Annotated in this window: 11 protein-coding genes; 8 read left to right on the top strand and 3 right to left on the bottom strand. The window is 54.5% G+C overall.

Annotated elements, in window-relative coordinates:
• Nucleotides 1–3: 3 nt before the first annotated feature.
• Nucleotides 4–2838: a DEAD/DEAH box helicase gene (locus VI123_RS18390; protein WP_336339531.1), complete on the bottom strand. Its 2835-nt coding sequence runs from the start codon at nt 2836–2838 to the stop codon at nt 4–6.
• A gap of 137 nt (nt 2839–2975) precedes the next feature.
• On the opposite strand from VI123_RS18390, the gene VI123_RS18385 reads away from it, so the two are divergent.
• On the top strand, nt 2976–4100 hold the full coding sequence (locus VI123_RS18385; protein ID WP_336339530.1) for an HNH endonuclease: 1125 nt from the start codon (nt 2976–2978) through the stop codon (nt 4098–4100).
• A gap of 18 nt (nt 4101–4118) precedes the next feature.
• Here the strand turns inward: VI123_RS18385 and VI123_RS18380 are convergent, their stop codons facing one another.
• A complete protein-coding gene (locus tag VI123_RS18380; RefSeq protein ID WP_336339529.1) occupies nt 4119–8444 on the bottom strand; it encodes an Eco57I restriction-modification methylase domain-containing protein in 4326 nt (1441 codons plus the stop codon).
• Between the two features lie 267 nt (nt 8445–8711).
• Here VI123_RS18380 and VI123_RS18375 point away from each other — a divergent pair, with 267 nt between their 5' ends.
• From VI123_RS18375 to VI123_RS18355, 5 genes are all read left to right on the top strand, one after another.
• A complete protein-coding gene (locus tag VI123_RS18375) occupies nt 8712–12512 on the top strand; it encodes a helicase-related protein (protein ID WP_336339528.1) in 3801 nt (1266 codons plus the stop codon).
• 8 nt (nt 12513–12520) lie between these two features.
• The gene (locus VI123_RS18370) at nt 12521–14473 is read left to right on the top strand and encodes a hypothetical protein (RefSeq protein WP_336339527.1); all 1953 of its coding nucleotides are present in this window, start codon (nt 12521–12523) and stop codon (nt 14471–14473) included.
• Nucleotides 14474–14518: 45 nt separating this feature from the next.
• The gene (locus tag VI123_RS18365) at nt 14519–15460 is read left to right on the top strand and encodes a phospholipase D-like domain-containing protein (RefSeq protein ID WP_336339526.1); all 942 of its coding nucleotides are present in this window, start codon (nt 14519–14521) and stop codon (nt 15458–15460) included.
• A 173-nt stretch (nt 15461–15633) separates the two neighbouring features.
• Nucleotides 15634–16044 (top strand): group I intron-associated PD-(D/E)XK endonuclease, encoded by a 411-nt coding sequence (locus VI123_RS18360; RefSeq protein WP_336339525.1) that lies wholly within the window; start codon nt 15634–15636, stop codon nt 16042–16044.
• Between the two features lie 365 nt (nt 16045–16409).
• Nucleotides 16410–18653, top strand: coding sequence for a DNA cytosine methyltransferase (locus VI123_RS18355; RefSeq protein ID WP_336339524.1), 2244 nt, complete (start codon nt 16410–16412; stop codon nt 18651–18653).
• 191 nt (nt 18654–18844) lie between these two features.
• Here VI123_RS18355 and VI123_RS19350 read toward each other — a convergent pair whose 3' ends face one another.
• Nucleotides 18845–19093 carry a MarR family transcriptional regulator gene (locus VI123_RS19350; protein WP_407067024.1) on the bottom strand — a complete coding sequence of 83 codons (249 nt, stop codon included), beginning with the start codon at nt 19091–19093 and terminating at the stop codon, nt 18845–18847.
• A 178-nt stretch (nt 19094–19271) separates the two neighbouring features.
• On the opposite strand from VI123_RS19350, the gene VI123_RS18350 reads away from it, so the two are divergent.
• Together VI123_RS18350 and VI123_RS18345 are read left to right on the top strand one after the other, a co-directional pair.
• Nucleotides 19272–19661: a DUF7344 domain-containing protein gene (locus VI123_RS18350; RefSeq protein ID WP_336339523.1), complete on the top strand. Its 390-nt coding sequence runs from the start codon at nt 19272–19274 to the stop codon at nt 19659–19661.
• Between the two features lie 38 nt (nt 19662–19699).
• Complete coding sequence (locus VI123_RS18345) at nt 19700–20851, top strand: CRISPR-associated protein Cas4 (RefSeq protein WP_336339522.1); 1152 nt, start codon at nt 19700–19702, stop codon at nt 20849–20851.
• Nucleotides 20852–21004 lie beyond the last annotated feature (153 nt).

Below are 21004 nucleotides of genomic sequence, written 5' to 3'. Positions count from 1 at the left end.
TATCTAATCCTCGAAGGCGTTGACAACAACGGCCATGTTGATGAGCTCCGGCTCGTCTGGGATTACCTGTTCTTCCTCTTCGAGTTTCGCCAACTCTGCATCTCGTTCCTCTCGTAATTCCTTGAGTTCGTTTCGCGCCTTCGCAAGAACAACACGCATGTCTTCATCCGGCTGGGTGTTGCGCTCTTCGAAACGCTCAATCCGGTCCTCAAGGTCGTCGATGCGATATTCGAAGTATTTCTGCGTGTGCTCGCGGCGAATACGCGCCTCTCGCTGTCGATCTTCTCGCGCCTTTGCTGCCAGATCTTCGATAACATCCCATGAGACAGCCTCTGCCCGGTCTACAAGCTCGTCAGAACGCGCAGAAACCGCGTCAACGGCGGGATAATCGTCGGCAGCGGAAGGTGGAAGGCCGCCGGTGATATTGATATCGCTAGTCTTCTCCACTCCATCAGGTGTCACGTAGACCTGGACGAGCCGTTCCGTCACTGTGTCACCTGTTCCAGAGAGGTATCCAACCCGGAAGTGACAGAGCAGTCCTGGTGTCGCCAGATCTCTTCCGCCAGTCAGGACTGCCGTCTGCCCTCCGACTGCATCGCTATCGAGACAGAACTGCATCATCGATCGTACGACCGGGTGATCAAGGGCAATGAATTCGAGGGACTCGTTCTCGACAGCGTTCTTCCGGTCGAAAGTTGCGCTATCATATCGGTCCTGTACTTCGCCTCCAGCTATCGGGTCTGGAACGACAAGGTCGAACACATCACCACCGTCATCGGCGGGACCGGGCCGAACGTTGACAATCCGGCCACCGAATTCGTTGCACACGGTTCGGACGAGATATTCAACGTCAGCTTCGCTAATCGTATCCTCCGCACTCTCGTCAATGATGTCGAGGATTTCCCGGTCTTCCTCACTCAGGTCGAAGCGGTCACGTATGAGCAGGTCTTGGTCGACACGGCGCACAGCCTCTTCTTGGTCTTCGACAATCGCGTCAAGATCGGCAGCAATTGAGTCTGCCTCGTCCTCGTGCGTGATAGCAGTCATAATCTGGTCCTCAAGATCGACATTGTCCAGTACGAGCCCGAGGACATCGGAACTCATGCCCAGCGTTTCCTCAATCTCGTCAAGCTTGCTCAGCAGGAGTTCAAGGATATCGCTCTCCCGCGTATCGTCCACGAACAGGTTCCGAATTTCGACCGTTCGCTCCTGCCCGTAGCGGTGGAGCCGACCGATGCGCTGGTCGATCCGTGTCGGGTTCCACGGGAGGTCGTAATTGACCATGATATGTGCGAACTGAAGGTTTAGCCCTTCGCGGGCCGCGTCAGTCGCAAGCATGATGTTGGCCTCATCCTCGAATTTCTTCAGTTGGCGTCTCCGCTCAGGTTGTGAGAGATCGCCGTAGACCTGGGCGACATCGTGCTCGCTGAACAACCGGTCTCTGAGGTATTCCAGCGTGTCCGTGTACTCAGTAAAGATGAGTACTTTCTCGTCGGGATCTTCGGCCAGTACGCCATCAACGAACTCACGCAGCTGTTCGGCCTTGGAATCGACATCGATAGCTTTCGCCTGATTGTAGAGTTCTCTGACGATTTGCAGTTCCTGTTTGACCTTCGCCGGGTCACTTGATGCCGCCACGCCGCCGAGCTCCTCTTCGACTTTCCCTCGCTGCGCGTCGGTCAACATCTCGGGGTCTTCCCGATACTGTGGGAGAAGACTCTTGGTGAGCTGCGACAGTTCACTCGGGTCAGCGCCACCGGCCTGGATGGACTTCATCCGGTTTTTGAGCGACTTCCTGATAGCGTGAATCGACGAGACGAGCCGCTTCTGGTAGAGAACCATGGCGAAGCCTGCAGTGTCGTTGTCCTCCCTGTGAGCGAGATTGTAGTGTTCTGTGATGTACTCCGTGACACTCTCGTAGAGTTCTCGTTCCGCAGGCGTGAACTTGACAGGCAGCGTCTCGATATTCTTCTCTGGGAACATTTTGGAGCCGTCGGACTCGTACATTTCGCTCTTTAGCCGACGAATCATCAGACCCCGGAGCCCTTCCTTGCTGACATCGTGCTCGTCACGGAATCGGTATGGGGCAAGCAGCGAGATCATGAAGTAGAACTGATCGCGTTTACCCTTGTGGGGCGTTCCGGTGAGGAACAGAAGTCCATCGGAGTTCTGTGAAACCGCCTCGCCAACCCGATAGCGTTCGGTCCTATCGATTCCACGCTTCCCCTCACGGCGCGCTGTGAGGTGGTGCGATTCGTCGAAAATGGCGATGTCCCACTCCTCGTCTAGATTATCCAGTGCCGCGAGCATATCCTCCTGCTTTGCGAAGTCGATAGAGGTGATAATGCGGTCGTCGTGTGTCCAGACGTTTTTATTCGGGTGGGCTCCTCGCTTCGCGTCGACGTAGTCGCGGTCGTAGACCACGTAGTTGCTGTCAAACTTCTCGCGGAGTTCCTCCTGCCATTGCGTCGCAAGGGGGGCAGGAGCGACGATCAGTACCCTGTCAGCCTGCCCACGAGCGGCGAGTTCCTCGATGACGATGGCGGCCTCGATAGTCTTGCCGAGACCGACCTCGTCGCCGATCAGATAGCGGTGGTCGTAGGAGGTGAGAATCTCATGGGCGGCCTTCACCTGGTGTGGTGCGATGTCGATGCGACTGCTCTCCAAGGTAACGAACCGGTCCTGACGGTGGGCGAGGTCGAGTTCCGCAGCCCGTGACCGGAGGTTGAAATGGTCTGGTGTATCGAATTCGCGGTTTGCCAGTAACGTGTCGCTGCCCTCGACTTTGTCGACGACGGCGCTCGGGCGCTTTGTCTGTCCGCTATCAGTGAGAATCATCAGCAAACACTGGCCATCTGGGCGATGGTTTGCTTTCGCCACTTCACCATCGCCACCCGCGAAGCTTACGCGGTCCCCGACTTCGAATCCGCACTGGCAATTGGTCACTAATGGGTCCGATGCGACTCTCGGGTTTAATGTCTTTGCGTACTCAGGTCTCTTATTATGTACTCGCTGTCTCGAATGAACGCTCCCCAACCCACATCCCGAAAATCATGAATAGGGCGTTCAAAGTTGGCGAACAATATCGGGACACGGGAAGCTACCGGAACTCAGAAGACCAGTTTCTACGGTGGATTCGAGGGTCGCTGAACAGTGGCATCAAAAACACGGGCGGTATTCGGGACCTCGGAACTGACCGCAGTGATACTCCGGCGGCACTGATACTCGTCTCAAACGACAAGGGCGTCTCTCAGCACGACGACCCGTGGGAAGACACACTGGCTGTCAATTCGGGATACATCAGCTACTGGGGCGATGCCAAGGCAGACAACCCCTACGGCGAGTCCAAGCAAAACCAGAAAATCAAGGAAGCATTCGACAGAAAGGCATCTGGGCGACGTGAGGAGGTCCCACCGGTCCTCGTCTTCCGGAAGCCACAGTCTGGCGCCGTCGAGTTCTGTGGACTCTGCGTTCCCGACCACCTCGAGATTCGGTCATATCAGGGCGAGTCAGGAGCACAGATTCCGAACTACCTCTTCCACTTCTCGATCCTGAACACACATTCGGTCCCGGTCTCCTGGCTACACGACCGTGTACGGACGAATAGTTCTGAGAACGCACCCGAAGTCTGGAAACAGTGGGTGAGGTCCGGAGAGATCAAGCAATGGCCGACCGGCGAATTGCTCGATTCTGTCGGTGGAACCATTCGACGTTACGAGCAGACCGAAGTTGCCGTGAGCGACACGTTCAGGACTGAAACGTTTGAGCGATATGAGCAGGCGTGTACTCTGACTGGCATCCAGGAAGAGGCTCTGCTTGATCTGGCTCACGTGTTACCTCGGAGCCAGCGACCAGAGCTCGCTGAGCATCCGGAGAACGTGTTTGTGCTGAACTCACTCCATCACCGGGCGTTCGACGCCGCGCTATTCACAGTCGATAGTGAGTATCGGATACGGACGAGTCCGTCGTTCGAGCCTGCACATCCGTTCCTTCGTGAGACAATAACCGAAAAAGAGGGCGAACCGATTGTATTCCCGCCCGAAGTTCAAGTGCGGCCAGGTTTCCTTGAGGAGCTAAATGCTGGTCTTTCGTGGTTGTAGTGTTGGAGTATCCGAAGCTCAGTCGTCGGCGACCGCTTCTTCCACTATCTCGATTTCCTCATCAGTCAGGTCGTAGAGGTCGTAAACAATCTCGTCGATGAGCTGGTCGGTCTTCTCGATTTTCTCGTCAAGTTCGTCGGCTCGTTCTTTTGTCTCGATGTAGCGCCGGAGATCGTCAGCCACGTCATCGGGGTCAGGTAGGGTGATATCTTTCAATCGATCCATGAGAGAGATTGTCTTCCCAGCCCCGTCGGAGAAATCCCCAATCTCCTCCTCAACGACGACGGGAACGAATGCCTCGACGAGTGCTTCCTCCTCTTCGCTCAAGTTCGTGAGCGTGAACGCCTTGACGAACTCCGTCTCCGTGTAGCCATAGGTATCAGTCTCGAACTCGTCCTCTTCTTCCGGCTTGTAACGTGCTGTCACTTCGATGGTGACTGTCGAGTCGTTACATTTCGTACGGGCGCGTTCGATCTGCAGTTTCTCGTACTCCTCAGTGGTGGCATCGAGAATATTTGATGCAGTGGGTTGGAAAAGGCCGATATCGGGGAGATTGGGTCCTTTTGTGTAGTTACCAAGGTACTCGAAGAGATTGAGATTGAGTGTATTGCGAGAGTCGTGAAGCTCCCCCATCTTTTCTCCTAGGAAAACAAGCGCGTCAATAGGAGAGTTTCTAGCTTTATTTTCGAATCCATTCTGACCCCACGCCTCTGAGAGGCTTTTAATATTCCCAGATGGTCGTTTTTGAATGATCGGTAGGGTTTCGAGATATGTTGTTTTGAACCGGCGGAAATCTCCTCGGAGAACGGGACTCGTATGATATATATAGAACCAGGTGAGGCTACTGTTCAGTACCGATAGGAAGAATTTCCTCTGCGATTTTGAGTTCTTATTAAGTACCAGTCCGTAAGTCGTGTCTGCGAAATAATTTCTTCCTTGTCTATCTTCCGTGAATTTCGGATGCTGACAGATATCGGGTGTGAGAAGTTTTTTCGATTCGAACAGCTCTTTCTCGCGTGGGCACCATAGGGAGTACCATGAAGGATAGTTCATTGACTTGCTTCCCCTATCTTCGAGTCGAGAACGATACTCACTAAGATAGTCATACACCTTAGGATAGTCCGATTCCAGCCGCTGCTCTGGGATTAGGTCGGTCCCTGAGTTGGTTTCCTCGTACGCATAGATTACACCCATACTTGCGTCCGGCTTGGCATACCGATTAATTTCGTCACCCATTGAGAGAGGGTGAACGATTTCTGATTCAAGCTCACGGACTTTCTCGTCTATCTGTGTTCTGACTTCTGTTATCTCCTCTCCATTATCAAGAATCTCTACAAAGAGTACCTGGTTATCTCCGGACACGATTCCTTCCGAAATATACTCGGTGTACTGACCGAGCGGTGTTCCAGATTCTTCAATCCGGTTCAGTAGTTCCCGCTCTCTCGGCCCTGTGAGTATCCATGGCTCATCACCAAGTTCATCAGAGTCTATTGTAGTGAACTGCACCTCATTGAGATTCTGAATCTCTCTGGAAGATTGATTGATTTGGCCATACTCGAATTTTTCACCTGCTCCGAGCATCAGAATACATGTGTACGTCGTCGCCCCCTCGAACACTTGGTGACGGCCGAAGTCAAGGATTTTCTCTAATAGTCCGTTACTTGTGATGTATTCTCTAAGGCCTTCTCCTGCGCTGGATTCGAAGAACTTGTTGGGGAGAATATACGAAAGATTCTTTCCAGCAGCCAATTGGCTGCCCATCTCGACAAATGCCGCGTAAATATCGAATCGTCCAGTAGAGGTCATATATTGTTCATCAAGAAATTCAGCAAACTCTGGTTGACTACCGCGAAGATTCTGAATCTTTACGTACGGCGGATTCCCGATTACCGCGTCAAATCCAGCATCAGTCTTCCGCTTCCCGTCTTGATCGTAGAATGCCATCGGGAACTCCAGCTCCCAGTGGAAGAAGCGCTCATCATCGGCCATTGCCTGAGCCGACTTGAACCAGTCCTGTTCCTCGATATTCTCCCACGCCTCACTGTGAAGAGCACGGGCCATGCGCTCGTCGGCGTCATCGGGTACATCAAGCCCGAAAGCGTCGGCGGTGTGGACGTTAGCCATCGCCAATAGCTTCCGGTACAGAGGGTCATCACGTACATCTTCGTAAACTGCTTCCATCTCCTTTGCGTCTTCCAGTGTTTCATTGTCGATGTTGAGCAGGTCTTGGAAGCGATCAGTGACGTGCTCCATTGCACGTTGGCGAGTGTGGTCGAACGACTGCTGGAGGGTTAGCTGGCCATCCTCCGTAATCTCGTCGTCGCCGTCGGACAGTACGTCTTCGATGTCACTCCCGACGAGCGAGTTTCCTGTTTTGAGGTGGTGGTCAAGGAACGCGAGCGGCTGCTCCGCAGCGAGCGTCCGCAGCCAAAGAGAAACCTTTGCCAGCTCTGTCGCTAGCGGATTAACGTCTACGCCGTAAATACACCGCTGAGCGACCTTTCGGCGCGCCCAATTGATGTCGCGTAGTTCTCCGTCCTCGGTTGTCGGTGCTCGAACCTCCGCGTCTGCAGCGTCCATCGCCTGTCGGTCCTGCTTTTCTTGGGCATCAATGATCTTCCTAGCGAGATAGTCCACTGCGTTGACCGGAAAATGTCCACTTCCCATCGCGGGATCCAACACAGTGAGGTCGAAGATTTGCTCAGCGAACTCGTCAGCGAACCCGCCTTCCCGGCTATGAGTCGTGTCCGCACTCTGGGACATGAGGTCCTCCTGTATCTCATCGACCAGTGGTCCGAGCGTCTCGTCAACGATGTACTCGACGACGTACTCGGGCGTATAGTAGGACCCTGTGGCCTTGCGTTCCCCGTCGTCAGTGCGGAGATACACATCTCCAGTCTTGACCGCGATGTCATCGTCTTCCTCGGCAGGAGTATATTTACCATCGTCGACGGTCAATGGCTCGTCGGCCACGTCAAGTTTGTACTCCAGCAGGCCCTCGTAAATCGAACCGAGGTTCCGCTCGTCCAGCGAGGAGTAGTCGACGAACACCTTTCCTTTGCCTTTGTCGGCTTCGTGGCGAGTGAGTAATTCAATGACCTCAGCGATATACGCGTCGCCGACTTCGTAGTTCGAGAGGAACTGCGACTCGACGCTGTCGTCCTCATCTGGGCTCGTTCGGAATAGACCACCGTTGTACGCCGGGATGTAGAGATCTTTCTTCGGAATGCCCTGTCCCTGGCTTCCCTGGTCGATGAGGACGAACAGTTCGTCGAGCTGATCCCAGAGTTCAGTCTGCCACGTCTGATAGTGCTGCTGGGTCGCGTCCCGATTCTCAACCACTTCCTGTTTCAGCTCGTTTATACTATAACTCCCGCTGTAGATCTCGTTGTCTGTCGGGAGGAGATTTCGTCCCTCACTTTCGGCGTAGAGAACGAAGATGAGCCGGTAGAGATAGATGAGTGAACTGTCGTGGATGAGATCGAGTCGTGCCTGTTCGAAATCGGACGATTTGTCAAGGAATTCAAGATCCTCAACCAGTGTCTCTTCGTTGAGGTCATCGTTCGTATCGAGGAATCCCTCTGCGAGCACGCGAATCGCCTCGTAGATGTTCTCTTGGAGGTCCTCCCCAAGCGCCTCGGCGAAGGTATTACTCTCGTCGTAAATGTCGTCGAGGAAGCAGTCACCCGTCTTGTCGGGGAGGAACGCTTCCTGACGGAAGAACAGGTAGAACTCCTTGAATGCTTCAAAGTCATTCTCCTCGTCCACGATGTCGAGGAGTTCAGGGAGATCAATCTCATAGAAGGAGTCCAGTCGGTGACTCGTCGGTCCGTAGTAGAGCCGCCACTTCTCACCGTTCGTTAGGACCGCCCACTGAGGTGGCGTCTCCTGGAGATATCGGTGGATCTGATAGCTCGGGTTCTCGAAGTCACGTTTCTCTTTGCCACGGGTGTCGAGCTTCCGGCCCCATCGCTTTGCGTCAGCGACAGCTATTGCCTCCTCGTAGAAGTCATCACGGTCATATGCCGCATCGCCTGCGTCGCTGCTCGGGAAAAAACCGTAGTCCGGACGCCGAGCGTTGCGTTGTACCGTTTGCTCGACTTCGAACGGAATACCGAGAAGGTCGAACATCGGGCGAATAAAGTTATCCTCAAGTGAGGACTCGTTGTAGTCCTCGACTCTGTGCTTCTTGTCCTCCCAGAGCTCTCGAATCTCCTGATAAGTATCACGAATCTCGTCCTGGTCGACTTCTTCCCAGGGCTCCGTCTGCCGAAGATGCTCATTGAGATAATGGTTAGAAAAGAGGTCCCGATTCGTGCGGTAGGGGTGAGATTGCTGAGACATGTGTGTTGAATTGGAAGCGCCAAGGGGACGCCTCCTGTTGATATACAGACAGGGAACTTCTGATACATAACACTTGATGAAGAGGGCTGTCTGATGATTTCTATCAAGGGGTTGCGCGTGTGCGAGCGCACACGCGGGACGCGCATGCGCTGCTCGCACGCGCACGGCGCTAAAATCTCAGACCAGTACCGAGCTATCGCTCTTGTTTAAGGTACTGGTCTGAGGTAAAGGTTTAAGTGGGATAGCATAAGTTGTGCTAGGCGCAACATGACAGGGTCCCAGCCTGACTCGGACGACGGACCTCCGGACGACGAGGAACGCATCGCACGACACCTCAGGAAGCGCATCACTGATCGGGTGAGCGGCAATCTCGAGGGGGAGAACGCGCGGGTCAAGCGCGACGCCCCGAGTGACAAGTTCTTCGCCGGGGCACTGGCCCCGGAGGCGAACAGCGACCTCGAAGACAGTGATGACGACCTCCAGTCGAAAATGGAGCCCAGCGCCATCGGCACCATGACCCGCATCCGAAACGGGTCTGCGGGAGATACAATCTCTCTCGACATCACGGGGAGCGTGTGGGTGCGTGTGAACCCGACCTACGAGGAGATGGACCGGCGCGAGGAGTACGTCTCGCTGGCAGACCGCGATGACGACGATACGGAGAATACAACGCTCCTTCCGGTCTTTGACCGGCTCGAACTGGAGGTGCCGTCGATCGAGGTTCCCTACGAGGCTATTGCGGGTGGGACCCGGACAACCCCGGAGGTCGTGCAGGAGCGCACCGCCGAAGCGGTTCGAACGGCTGTAGAAGATGCTCGTGAACGGGCTGTAGCACGCGACGACATCTACCTCGATAACGGAGACGACAAGCCGGACGAGGATGTCCCGAGCTACGTTCTCGAAAGCGAGAGCGCGTTCGACGACTACCTCGAGGAACGAGATGGGACACCAGCGATACCGGACTGGGACCTGTCGGTACAGATCACCACCACCGAGGACCGGGAGAGCAACGGGAACGAACTCCTGCTCGACATCGAGGTCACAAACACGGGCACACAGCCGAAACGGGACTACATCTACACGCTCCGCGATCCAACGCTGTTCGAGGTTCAGCTTGACCTCCAGGCGAACGGCGACGTGGAGTTTACCCCCTTCACGTTCGACCCACTTCCCGAGGACTTCCGCTACAACCGTGACCTCTGGGGGCACGGCCGGAACTGCACGATAACTGCGCCGGACTATGAGGAAACGCTCGGTGATGCCACGCCTGGGCGATCCGCGCCTCGGGCAGACCCGCACACCGACCACGTCCAAACGGACTTCATCCCCCAGTACCGCCAGCGGGTCTATGAGTCCGCTGACCGGGAAGTGAACCCTGCATTTAGCGAACTCGCTGACCTTCACGGCGGCGGCTATGAGGTACTGGAGTCGGTCGCGGACGCCATGGACGAGTACCTCGAAACCGCGTACCCGGAGGCCCTCCGGGAGTACAGCAAGCGCGGCGACTGGTCAGATGCCGACCGCGAGGACTTCGAAGAGGACAAGGCCGCGTTCGAGCGCGAAATCGTCCGGTTCCGACGTGGCATCCGCGTGCTCCGTGAACATCCGGACACGGTCGGGCGAGCGTTCGAACTGATGAACGAGTCCATGGACCGGATGCACGATTTCGACACATGGCGACTATTCCAGCTCGTGTTCATCGTCATGCTCGTTCCCGATATCGCTGGCCGCGAGTACGAGGAGTGGGATGAAATCAGCTGGCGTGGCGAAGAGGAGCTCTCAGAGCGCTTCGAGGAGGCCGATGGTGCCCTCGATGTCGTCGACGTGCTCTGGTTTCCCACTGGCGGCGGCAAGTCCGAGGCGTTCTTCGGTGTCGCCGTCTGGAACATGTTCTTCGACCGTATCCGCGGCAAGCACTTCGGGGTGACCACGTGGACGCGATTCCCACTCCGGCTCCTGTCGCTTCAGCAGCTTCAGCGGATGTCGGAGACGATCATGTACGCCGACCTCGTCCGCCGTGACCAGGACGACATCGGCAGTCGTCCATCCCGGCCGTTCAGTGTCGGCTTCCTCGTCGGCAAGAAGAACACACCGAACGCGCTCACGGGCTACAACAACGACAACTTCACGCGCTACAAGCAAGACAAGGAGCTCAGAGAGGAGGCGAAGGTCGTTCCGAGCTGTCCAGCCTGTGGTTCACGGGTCGAGATGCGAGTGACGGAGGATATACGCCTCGCTCACGTCTGTACTGGGAACCCCTTCGAGTGTGACTGGCAGAAGCGCGAGACCGCAGCCCAAGAGGTGTACGCGGAAGACGAGCTCCCGATTCACGTCGTCGATAACGAGCTCTACCGCTACGTACCGAGCATTCTGGCAGGAACCATCGACAAAATCACTGCAGTCGGGTACCAGCGGAAGATGGCACACATCCTGACCGGGGAGATGGAGTACGAGTGCCCGACGCACGGCTTCGCCAGCCTCGGTGAGTGCACGGAGAAGTACGGCTGTGATATCGACAAAGACGAGTTCGAGATGATGGCGTCGCCGATAGAGGTGTACGACCCGGCTCCATCGCTGATGGTTCCAGACGAGCTCCACCTCCTCGAGGAGAGCGTCGGGAGCTTCGACGGCCACTACGAGACCGGAGTCCAGACGCTTCAGGAGATTGTCGATGCTGGGAAGACGAAGATACTCGCACCGACAGCGACGATCACGGCCTATGAGGACCAAGTGTACCATCTGTTCCTCCGTCCTGCAGAGCGCTTCCCGTCGCCAGGTCCCTTCCTGCGCGAGAACTTCTACGCGATGGAACAGCCCGATACACAGCGCTACTACATGGGACTCATCCCACACGGCAAGACGCACATCAACTCCATCATCGATGTGCTCTTCACCTTCCACGAGGAGGTCCAGGATCTCCTCCTGATGGCGATGGAGTCGCCCGAAGACCTACTCACTGGCGTCGAACTCGAGGGGACGGACACCAGTGAGGCCCTGTCGGCTGACTCCATCGCTGAGATTATCGACATCCTCACGCTCTACAGCACGAGCCTGACGTACCTGCTGTCGAAGAAGGATGGAGACCGGCTAGACCAGTCGTTCGTCAGCCAGCTGAACGCATACTTCCGTGGGGAGGGTCGCCCGCCGCTCAATTCAGAGCGCATGACGGGTGGGACGCCCTTCGAGGAGGTCCAGACCATTCTGGACCAGCTCGACGACCCATGGCAGGAGGACGAGGACAAGTCTCTTCTGCAGAGCCTCGCCGACGATGACCTGGTCGACGAGGCGGTCATCCCGGACATCATGGAACTGCGTGATGTCCTCGCGGGAGAACTCGACGATGAGAGAACTCCACGGACGGAGTTCCGGGTCGCCCTCCGAGCCGCCTCCCCCGAAGTTCGGGAGGGCCTCGCCTGGCTACTTGCCTACCGGCCCAACACGGTGACCGCCACCAGTATGATCAGTCACGGGGTGGACGTGGAACGGTTCAACATGATGGTGTTCTTTGGGATGCCACGTGCCACTGCTGAGTACATCCAGTCCAGTTCCCGGGCGGGTCGATCACACCCTGGGCTTGTGTTCAACATCCTCCACCCCATCCGGGAACGCGACCTGAGTCACTACCACTTCTTCGAGAAGTACCACCAGTTCCTCGACCGACTCGTCGAACCCGTCTCAGTGAACCGGTGGGCGAAGAACAGCGTCAAGCGGACGCAGCCAGGTCTGTTCATGGCGCTTCTGCTCAACCACTACATGTACACCGACGACGGGGAACAGATGTACTTCGGTGACCGTGCCGAGGACTTCCTCTCGACGGTCGATGACGCTGACCTCGAGAACATTCTCGTGGACATGTACGGTGGTTCGGAGGTCCCACCGGAGTTCAGTGACGATGTCAGCCAGCTCACCCGCAGTGCGATTTCCGAGGTGCAGCTGAGTGACCGGCAATGGACGAGCGAACGCCTCCCGGGGTCTCCGATGCGGAGTCTCCGTGACGTTGACGAACAGCTTCCAATCGATCCCGAGTGGAAGTACAAGGACATCCTCAGCAGCTACAGCAACCGATAACTATGTCAATGGAACGTAGCAAGTCGCAGGTACTCTACCAGTTCCTGCCCGAGAACACGTTCGACTACAGCGGGCAGCGCGGCATCTGGAAGACCACGCGGCTCGAAACGAACGACGCGAGTGGTACCGTCAGCAAGGACTACATACTCGGTCGCGTCCTCGCACGCGTCCGAAACTGGGATGGGGGACAGAACGGTTTCGTCTCGAACAATACCGACCACTACCACTTCGGCGTGCCAGAGGCTGTTCGGGCCGAGCCCTTCCCCACTACCTACGAGTGCCAGAAGTGCGACAAGGCACACGGGTACTACACCGCGGACGAAGTCAAGAACAACAATCCGGATCTCACCTGTGACCGATCCGGTTGTGACGGCAACCTCGAACAGTACCAGTTTGTAAGCGTTCACACCTGCGGAGAGATTCGCCGTCTCTACCCACAAAAGTGCCCAAACCACGGAGACCAGCACGTCATACTCAACCGCCGCAACAGTCAGCGTGTTCGGAACTTCCACTGGAGCTGTGAAGTCGGTAACTGCGGGTGGGATACGCCCATGCGGAACTATCAGAACTGCAACTGTGAGTACAGTGCTCCCGAAGCAGAGGAAAACGATGGAATGTACACGACAGTCCATCGGGCCGGGAGTGTCTTCTACCCACATTATCTCTCAACGGTGAACCTGCACACCGCAGGCATCGGGCATCTCCGGAACTCTGAGGACGGCGCGAAAAGAGCAATCGCAAAGCTGTTCGGACTGTCCGATGCGGCGTCACTCCAAGACGTTAGCCTGCATCAGCGAACTGGTGAGGTGGAGGTAGACGACGAGAAGGTGGTGGAAATCTACACAACGCACGACGATATAAATACGCTCGACGAGGCGCGTGAGTATCTACGCGAGCAAGGGTCGCTGGAGAGCAAGACCATCCTCGAGCGCCTCGACGAGACACTCGCGCTGGATGCAGACGGAGAGACCTCTGAGCTCACCGAAGCCGGTGACGAGGTTCTCCAGTACGTTCTCAGCCGCGAGTCGCTCACGACGGATACACTAGGCGAACTCGAGACGAACGCTCGAGACCGTGGCTTCACCGACAAAGCAGACCGCATCAACAGCTACCACGACGACCTGGAGGCCCTCGGATTCGATGACGTTCGCGTCATCGAAGACTTCCCCGTGCAGACGTTCGTGTACGGGTACACTCGTGGTAGTCGTGAAGAAGGGGAAGCACAGATCAACGCGTTCTCACAGAGCGCGAGTGACGGGGACGGAACGCCAATATTCGTCGATACGTCTGAAACGGAGGCGGTTCAGTTCGACCTCGACCCCGCACAGGTCCTGTTGTGGGTCGCGCTCAACATTCCGGGGACGAGTGATCCGGACGCCGTAAACGGAGATATCGTGCTCCCGGAGATCAACAGCCGCGATGACGCCGCGCTCGAACACGCCCGGAGCGAGATCGAGTCACTCTCCACCGAAGAGCAGTGGGCATTTCTGCTTAATCACCTCGCGCCGGTCGAACGGTATGGCAAGTTCCAGACGGATCTCGACGAGTCGGTCGAGGAACAGGTCACAGAACACGTGTTCCAGCTAGTCCACACGCTGAGTCATATCCTGCTAAAGCAGGCCAGCACTATCAGTGGGTTCGACCGTACGAACCTCAGTGAGTTCCTCTTCCCGCGCGCGCTCTCTGTCGTCATCTACGCGAACAACCGGGAGGAGTTCAATATTGGCGGGATGCACACGATGGTCGAACAGCAACTGGATAACCTCCTCGGTCAGGCAGAGATTCACGGAAACGAGTGTGTGTACGACCCGGTCTGCTCACAGCGTGGCGGAGCGTGTCTCTCCTGCCTGCACGTGAGTGAGATCAGCTGTTCGTACTTCAACCAGGTTCTGTCCCGGGACTTCCTCTTCGGCAGTCGGCCGAACACTGACATGGACATCGCGGGATACTGGACACTGTAATCGGCTCCCTGGCGTGTACTGACTACCGAATTATATACAATTCATATGAACGACGAATCTGAATCGACGTGGATGCCCCTCGCTGTAGCGGAGTACGTTGATCGGGATGAGCAGCTCCTCTCCCAGCTCGAGGGCCTGTTAGTTCTGTCCGGTGGACGTGATGAACTGGTGACTCCCGAGCAAATTGCAAGCGAAACCGATGTCTCTGTTGCAGCATCCACTGACGTGTTTCGACAGCTCTCACAGACTGACGCAATCACTCGTGAGTCGTTCAGAACGAGCGTTGAAGATAGCGCCTACCGGGTCAACGTAGAAGAGTGCCGGGGAGTGTTCGAGAGAGCCCGACATGCTTCGCGTAGCGTCAATGCATACGAGGCACGTCAACCGCCAGCGACAGAGGCAACACCGCTGGTGACGTTTCCTTCTGACCCTGCCTTCGAGGACGTGAGCCCGACATCGTTCGGAATGGCATGGTTGATGCCGACCCTCACACGGCAGGTCAAAAGAAGTGAATCCTCAATTACTCTGGTCGCACCATTCTTCGAAAAAGATGGATTCGCTCATCTCGAAGAAGTGCTATTTGCGGCCATGGACCGGGACGTGGAGGTCCGCATAATTTCTCGGTATCTCACTGACACAGAGTCGTACAATTACTCAGTGCTGAAGTCGTTTGCAAAACGGGCTGACGAGCGTGGTATTGACCTTTCGCTTCTTACCTGCGTAGACTATACCCGCTGGAATGCCGAGACACCGTCAGCACAGCGTCGGCAAGATGGGGCCACTCCTGAGTTTACTCTGCATGCCAAAATTATGTTATTCGATGAGAGATCAGCATACGTGGGGAGTGCCAATGTGACGGACTACGGGTTTGAGCACTATCTTGAGACTGGCGTCCTCCTTGAAGGACCACCCGTGGAGGGGTTCGTAGACCTTGTGAGATTTCTGCGCAACTCAGAGGCTGCGACAACGGTATCTCTATTAGACTAAGTTCTGTTTTTTGACTTCGTTGAGACCCTCGAGTTGTAACAGTTTATTTAGGTCGTGGTGAATACACAGCGCGAATCGATCCTTGGATTCGGTCAGCTCCGAAGTCAGATCTAGCTAATTCCGAGATTGCCGATTACGATCACGTTTATTGCATAATAGTGGAGACTTGCATCATGAACAACAGCCCCCGTCAAGGAGAGAAATCCGAATTAGCCGTCGCCTCGGAGCTGATGATGCAAGGGTACGGTGTGTCTTTCCCCTTTGGTCACAACCATCCGTACGATCTCATCGTCGACAAGGATGGCACTCTATTCAAGATTCAGGTTAAAACAGCAAAACAGGAGCAGGGGAACCGGTATTACATCCAAGCTGACGCCAATCGCTACGAGACAAAAGATGTTGATTTGTTGGCTGGCTATTCGGAAGCTGAGGTTGCTACATTTTTTATTCCGGTTGATGAGGCGAGTGGAAAGCGGCAGCGCGTTACCTACACGGACTTAGAGAAAATGGGATCTGATTATAACCGACAGAGTGCTAATCACATTAGTGACTATCTGTTTTCCGAGGCAACACAGAGAGTATGATTCGCGGACTAAATTCATGATTGCTCTCTCAGCGAGACTGTGAAGTGAACCATGGGGCTTGCTGAATCCACCCTCTATATTGAGTAAGCTATTTCTATCAACTTCTGAAGGTTCCAACGGAGCCGTTCTCTTTGAAATAGGTGCAAATTGGAGCCATGGCTCAGTTGAGACAATCAGTCAGCGGCTGTCATTAATTACACTGAGGGCAGCCTCAGTAATAGAGAACCGGTCACTGAGCTAATTTCTGTGTCGTAATTCTAAGGGAGGTAGTATCAGTTGCTCACGGCCGAGATTATGACCAAGTGAAAAATTTCGCGGCTTGTATGACCAGGAGATTTAAATCATATCGTGTAGAAAAGGTTCCTATGTCTGGACCGGCCGCCTCTTGCGGTTCTTCATTTGAGCAGGTGCGCTCTGCTCCAGAATCTGAACGGACATTGCATAGACAGTTACTTCTGGATAATATTGATTTCCTCATAGACACGCTCACTGCAGAACATATTCGGCGTCATCAGCAGCCCCCTGCTGGCTGTCCGCGTGCTACCCCTGAGAATATAGCTCGAAACCAGTCAAAAAGTGTGGACGGATGTCGGTACCACGCTATTCAGAGGGAGAGCAGCGATCTCGGAGGGGAGTGTCCATGTGGCGATCCACTCATTAAAAGCGATGACCCACTTGATACCGTTGCTGCTGTAGTCCTTGGAAAACAGACTGAATCTCCTGCAAAAAGATTCTTCGACCAGATTCCAAGAAAGACAGTGGCAAACCTCCGCAGAGACCATGAAAGCTGGGAAAATATCGAAGCTCTGGGTCGAGAAGATCTGCACGAGGCAGTCCGTGCTGCAAGCCCTCGAAAGGGGGTAAGCGCGGAACGAATAGATTGCTTGCAGTCACTACTTGAAGCCGTTAGCGAGACACACTATACAGAGGGCACTACGCTCTGTGATTTCTCACGAGTCCAGTATTCTACTTACATTACATTTTTACGAACCATTCCGGGAATTGAGGAGCAGGACGCTTGGTGGCTCCTCCAAGTCGCATTTGACAAACCTGTGTGGCCCGCAGACCCACAGATTGACGAGCTACTGGTTTCCCTCGGTTTGCTTGATCCCGCTTCTTCAGTAGAATCAACCGGGCGCCACACGGACCTAGAAGAGGAGTTGATTGACCGCCATGTTCCAATTCTGTACCGTGCGCTCGCAACCCATGCTGTCAATGCGGATGGCGATACCTGCCGTGAAGACTGTGAAATTCGGAAATTCCTGTTGACGTATCGACTTAAGCAACAGCGAAAAGAGCGTGAAGGACCTGCTGTGGTTGATTTGTTCGCCGGAGCAGGGGGGCTGTCGCATGGTCTCTCTCAAGCGGGGTATGATGTCCGCTGGGCAATCGATATCGAACCCGATGCAGTTGCGACCTACCGTCTAAACCATCCTGAGATCCCCCATCAGAACGTGGTCTGTGGCGACGTGAGAGAAATCGACATGTCTGCGGAAATCCAGGAAGTCGCGCCTGACCCTGATATCATTGTAGGTGGACCACCTTGCCAATCACTCTCACAGGCAGGCTACCGGTCCCGTCGAGCGAAAGACGATGAATACAGCGTACTTGATGACGACCGGACCAGTCTGTACACAAAGTACGTCGAAGCCGTCGATGAGCTCCGGCCGAAGGCCATTGTGATGGAGAACGTGGAGGGGATGGTCAACAAAGTCGGTGATACAGATGTACGCGTCATCGACTGGATAATTGAGGACTTGGAAGCTCTCGGTGAGAGCGGAGAAGGGTATCAAGTTGGATTCCGTCTGCAGGACATGACTGAGCTCGGAATCCCGCAGAAACGGGAACGTGTTCTACTCGTCGGGATTCGGAATGACATCGTAGTAAGCGAAAACGAGGTTGGGGACCTGTTGGATAATCTCAGCGGAGCTGATTGCGAACGTAATATCAAACAAGGATTGTCTGGACTTCCTCGCTTACGTCGTGGGGAGGGCGGACGGGTGATGACAGAAACTGGACGAGGGCCCAAAAGCCAGTACGTGAAACAGAACGGACTACATGAGGGAACCGAGCTCTGCTTCAACCACCGGGCGCGGGAACACCCCATGGAAAAAGATAGAATCCTGTTCGAAGAAGGCCTACAGCCTGGCGATACTGGATGGGATGTCAAGTATGATTCCGATGGTGAGTATGCTGAGTATATCGAGTATGACGTTGGAACAGCCGATAACCCTCGTTTTCGAGACAAATACCGGAAGCTCGAATGGTCGAAACCTTCCCCCACAATAGTCGCTCACCTCGCAAAAGATGCGAACGGGTTCGTGCTCCCAGACTACTACGAACACGCTTGTCCAGACCCAGAACGTGACGATCCAAGGCGAAACCGAGGAATCACTCCGCGAGAGGCTGCGAGATTACAGTCGTTCCCAGATGACTATATCTTCCTCGGGTCGTTCACCAGCTGGTTCCGACAGATTGGAAACGCAGTCCCACCCGTAGCAGGGGAATCGATTGGAAGCGCGTTACGGGTCATACTTGCTGACAAATGTAATAATATTGCCACTCAAATCAAGCAAGAACGTGATATGAAGATATCGTCCGATGACTGAACCATTTGATGTCACTGGACAACCCCGAATTCTGATTTAGTTTAATTTCACTTTGTGTTATTGAGTCTAAGATAGTGGCTATGTAGTGGTCGTGATTATCTCGCTAATCTTGACCAAGTGAGCGGTGGAGCCACTATAATCAAGCATTGGAACAGCTTAAACGGCAGGTTCCATCCAATAAATGTAGGTCCCTATAGATCTTCAGATGAGAGCTCACCGCTGAGGAACTGCTCGCCAAAGTCAGTCAGCCGGTAATTGGAAGCGTCTATTCGCTGCAAGAGTTCTGCCTCAGCGAGTACCCGACATCGTCGAGAGATATATTCGTTCGTATAATCGATGTTTGCAGCGATAACCGACGGTGACGCCACGATATCCTTCTCGTACAGAAACTCCATGATACGTTCGTCGCCTTGCGTCATCCAATCTACGCGTGGTCGCATTCTCACACGACTACGCAGAAATCTATCCTAACAGGGTGTGAAAACCCATCTGTGGACATAGAATATAGTTATTGTAGACCTAGATTTTTGTGTTTACAACTCATTCTTTCAGTATGAATACAATCGCCGCCCAATCCAAGTTCGGCAGCCGGATACAGGATTTTCGTGAGGATATATCGTGACTTCGGAAGAATTGGAGACACTTTTGTCTACACTGTACCATGCTCTGCGGACAAAGCGTCGCCGCCTCGTGATTCAAATCATAGAGAAGAGAAACAGTAACGTACTCAGCACAAGGGAGTTGGCGCGAAAAATCACCAGCGAAGAAATGGGAGTTCGAGAGACACACGCGACGGGTGAACCATATCGAAATGCGTACAACGCCCTTTCGCAGACTCATTTACCGACACTTGATGCTGCCAGTATTGTCATCTATGACCCCAAGCGCCAGATGGTCTCCCGAGGCAACTATTTCGAACTTGCTGCCCTCCTTCTCGATACCAATATCTCGACCGTGGAACTCGTGTCGGCATTGATACGCAACGGCGAGTCCGAGAGCGGCACATGAGCGCAATCGGTAATTGAGCAAGTATCAGAATCGCGTTGATGACCATGGTGATTGGCGGGCGAAACCTGCCCGTCGCAATTATGGCTACCGAATTACACCCGTCTGATGTCGAAACTGGTGCAGTCGAATTGAAAGAGAAATTGTCTGCTGAGCAGTTTCGAGACTGGTATCGAGAACGGCAGTACAGACAGAACATTGAGAACGGGACGCCGTTTTTCAATGAGAATGGTCATGTCTCGAATCCTGAACGCCACAGTCCCAGTCAGCTCGTACAGTGCCACCGCAAGATGTTCTATCGCCAGCACAATGCGCCAGAGGAAAACTCAGAACCCTCCGGTATTTACTGGTTTGGCACCCGATTCGAGGAGGACATCGTCTTCCCTTTCTTAGAGCGATGGGTAACCGACCGGAATGCGTACGTACAAAACAGTATCTGGGTGGATTTCGTAGTCGAAACAGAGGGGGGTAAACTACGGATCAAGGGTGCTACCGACCCCGTAATAGTCGACCGAGACGCAACCCCCGTACTGCCGACTGAGATCAAGACAAAGTCCTCGGTAGCGAATCTCTCGTCTCCAAGTCGCCATCATAAGGCCCAATTACACGCCTATCTATACGGTTTATCGGAAAAATATGAAATCAAGCTGACCCAAGGCGTGCTCATCTACGGAGGGAGAGATTCGCTGGAAACGAGGTTTTTCCACGTCAAATTCGACGAGCAGTTTTGGGAAGACACGGTTATCAGGTGGGCAAAAGATCACACAGATTATCGGCTCAACGAGGAGCTTCCACCCCCCGTTCCAGAATACGATTGGGAGTGCAAGTTCTGTGAATACCGAGAGCGATGTGGGAAGGGGGAAACAAGTGGAGAAGACTACGGAGCTTCAGGCTTTGTCCAAGAGTTCAGTGGCTATCCCATTGAGAAAGTCGTTGAGTACCTAGAAGGGTATCCTGACGAGTACCTCACCCCTACACTGGCACAGCAGTTCCCCCACCTCACGGAAGACTATGGCGTGTTACGCTGGTACTGCCGAAGCTGTGATTCCACAGTCGGGGTTCAGGGTATTACTGAGTCCACAGATCCCCTTTGTCCAGAGTGTGCTGACAGGGGGAGTATCTCTCACCTCAAATTGAGGGCAGACAGTCGGGATAACGCGGGAAGTACTGAATCGAATGATGGTGAGAGGTAATGAATAAATCAACCCAGCAGCAGATTGATACGTGGAGCGTGTCATAGAATCCATCTCATAGTTTCTCACAGCCCGGTTCGTTTCCTCGCTCGTAGTTGGTGATGGCAATGACGAGTCGGAGACACAGCGCGAGGAACACTTCTGTTCGTGCGT

The organism is Haloarcula sp. DT43 (genome assembly GCF_037078405.1).
Taxonomy (GTDB): Archaea; Halobacteriota; Halobacteria; order Halobacteriales; family Haloarculaceae; genus Haloarcula; species Haloarcula brevis.
Note: the sequence above shows the minus strand (reverse complement) of the source record. Positions and strands in the feature narration are given on the sequence as shown.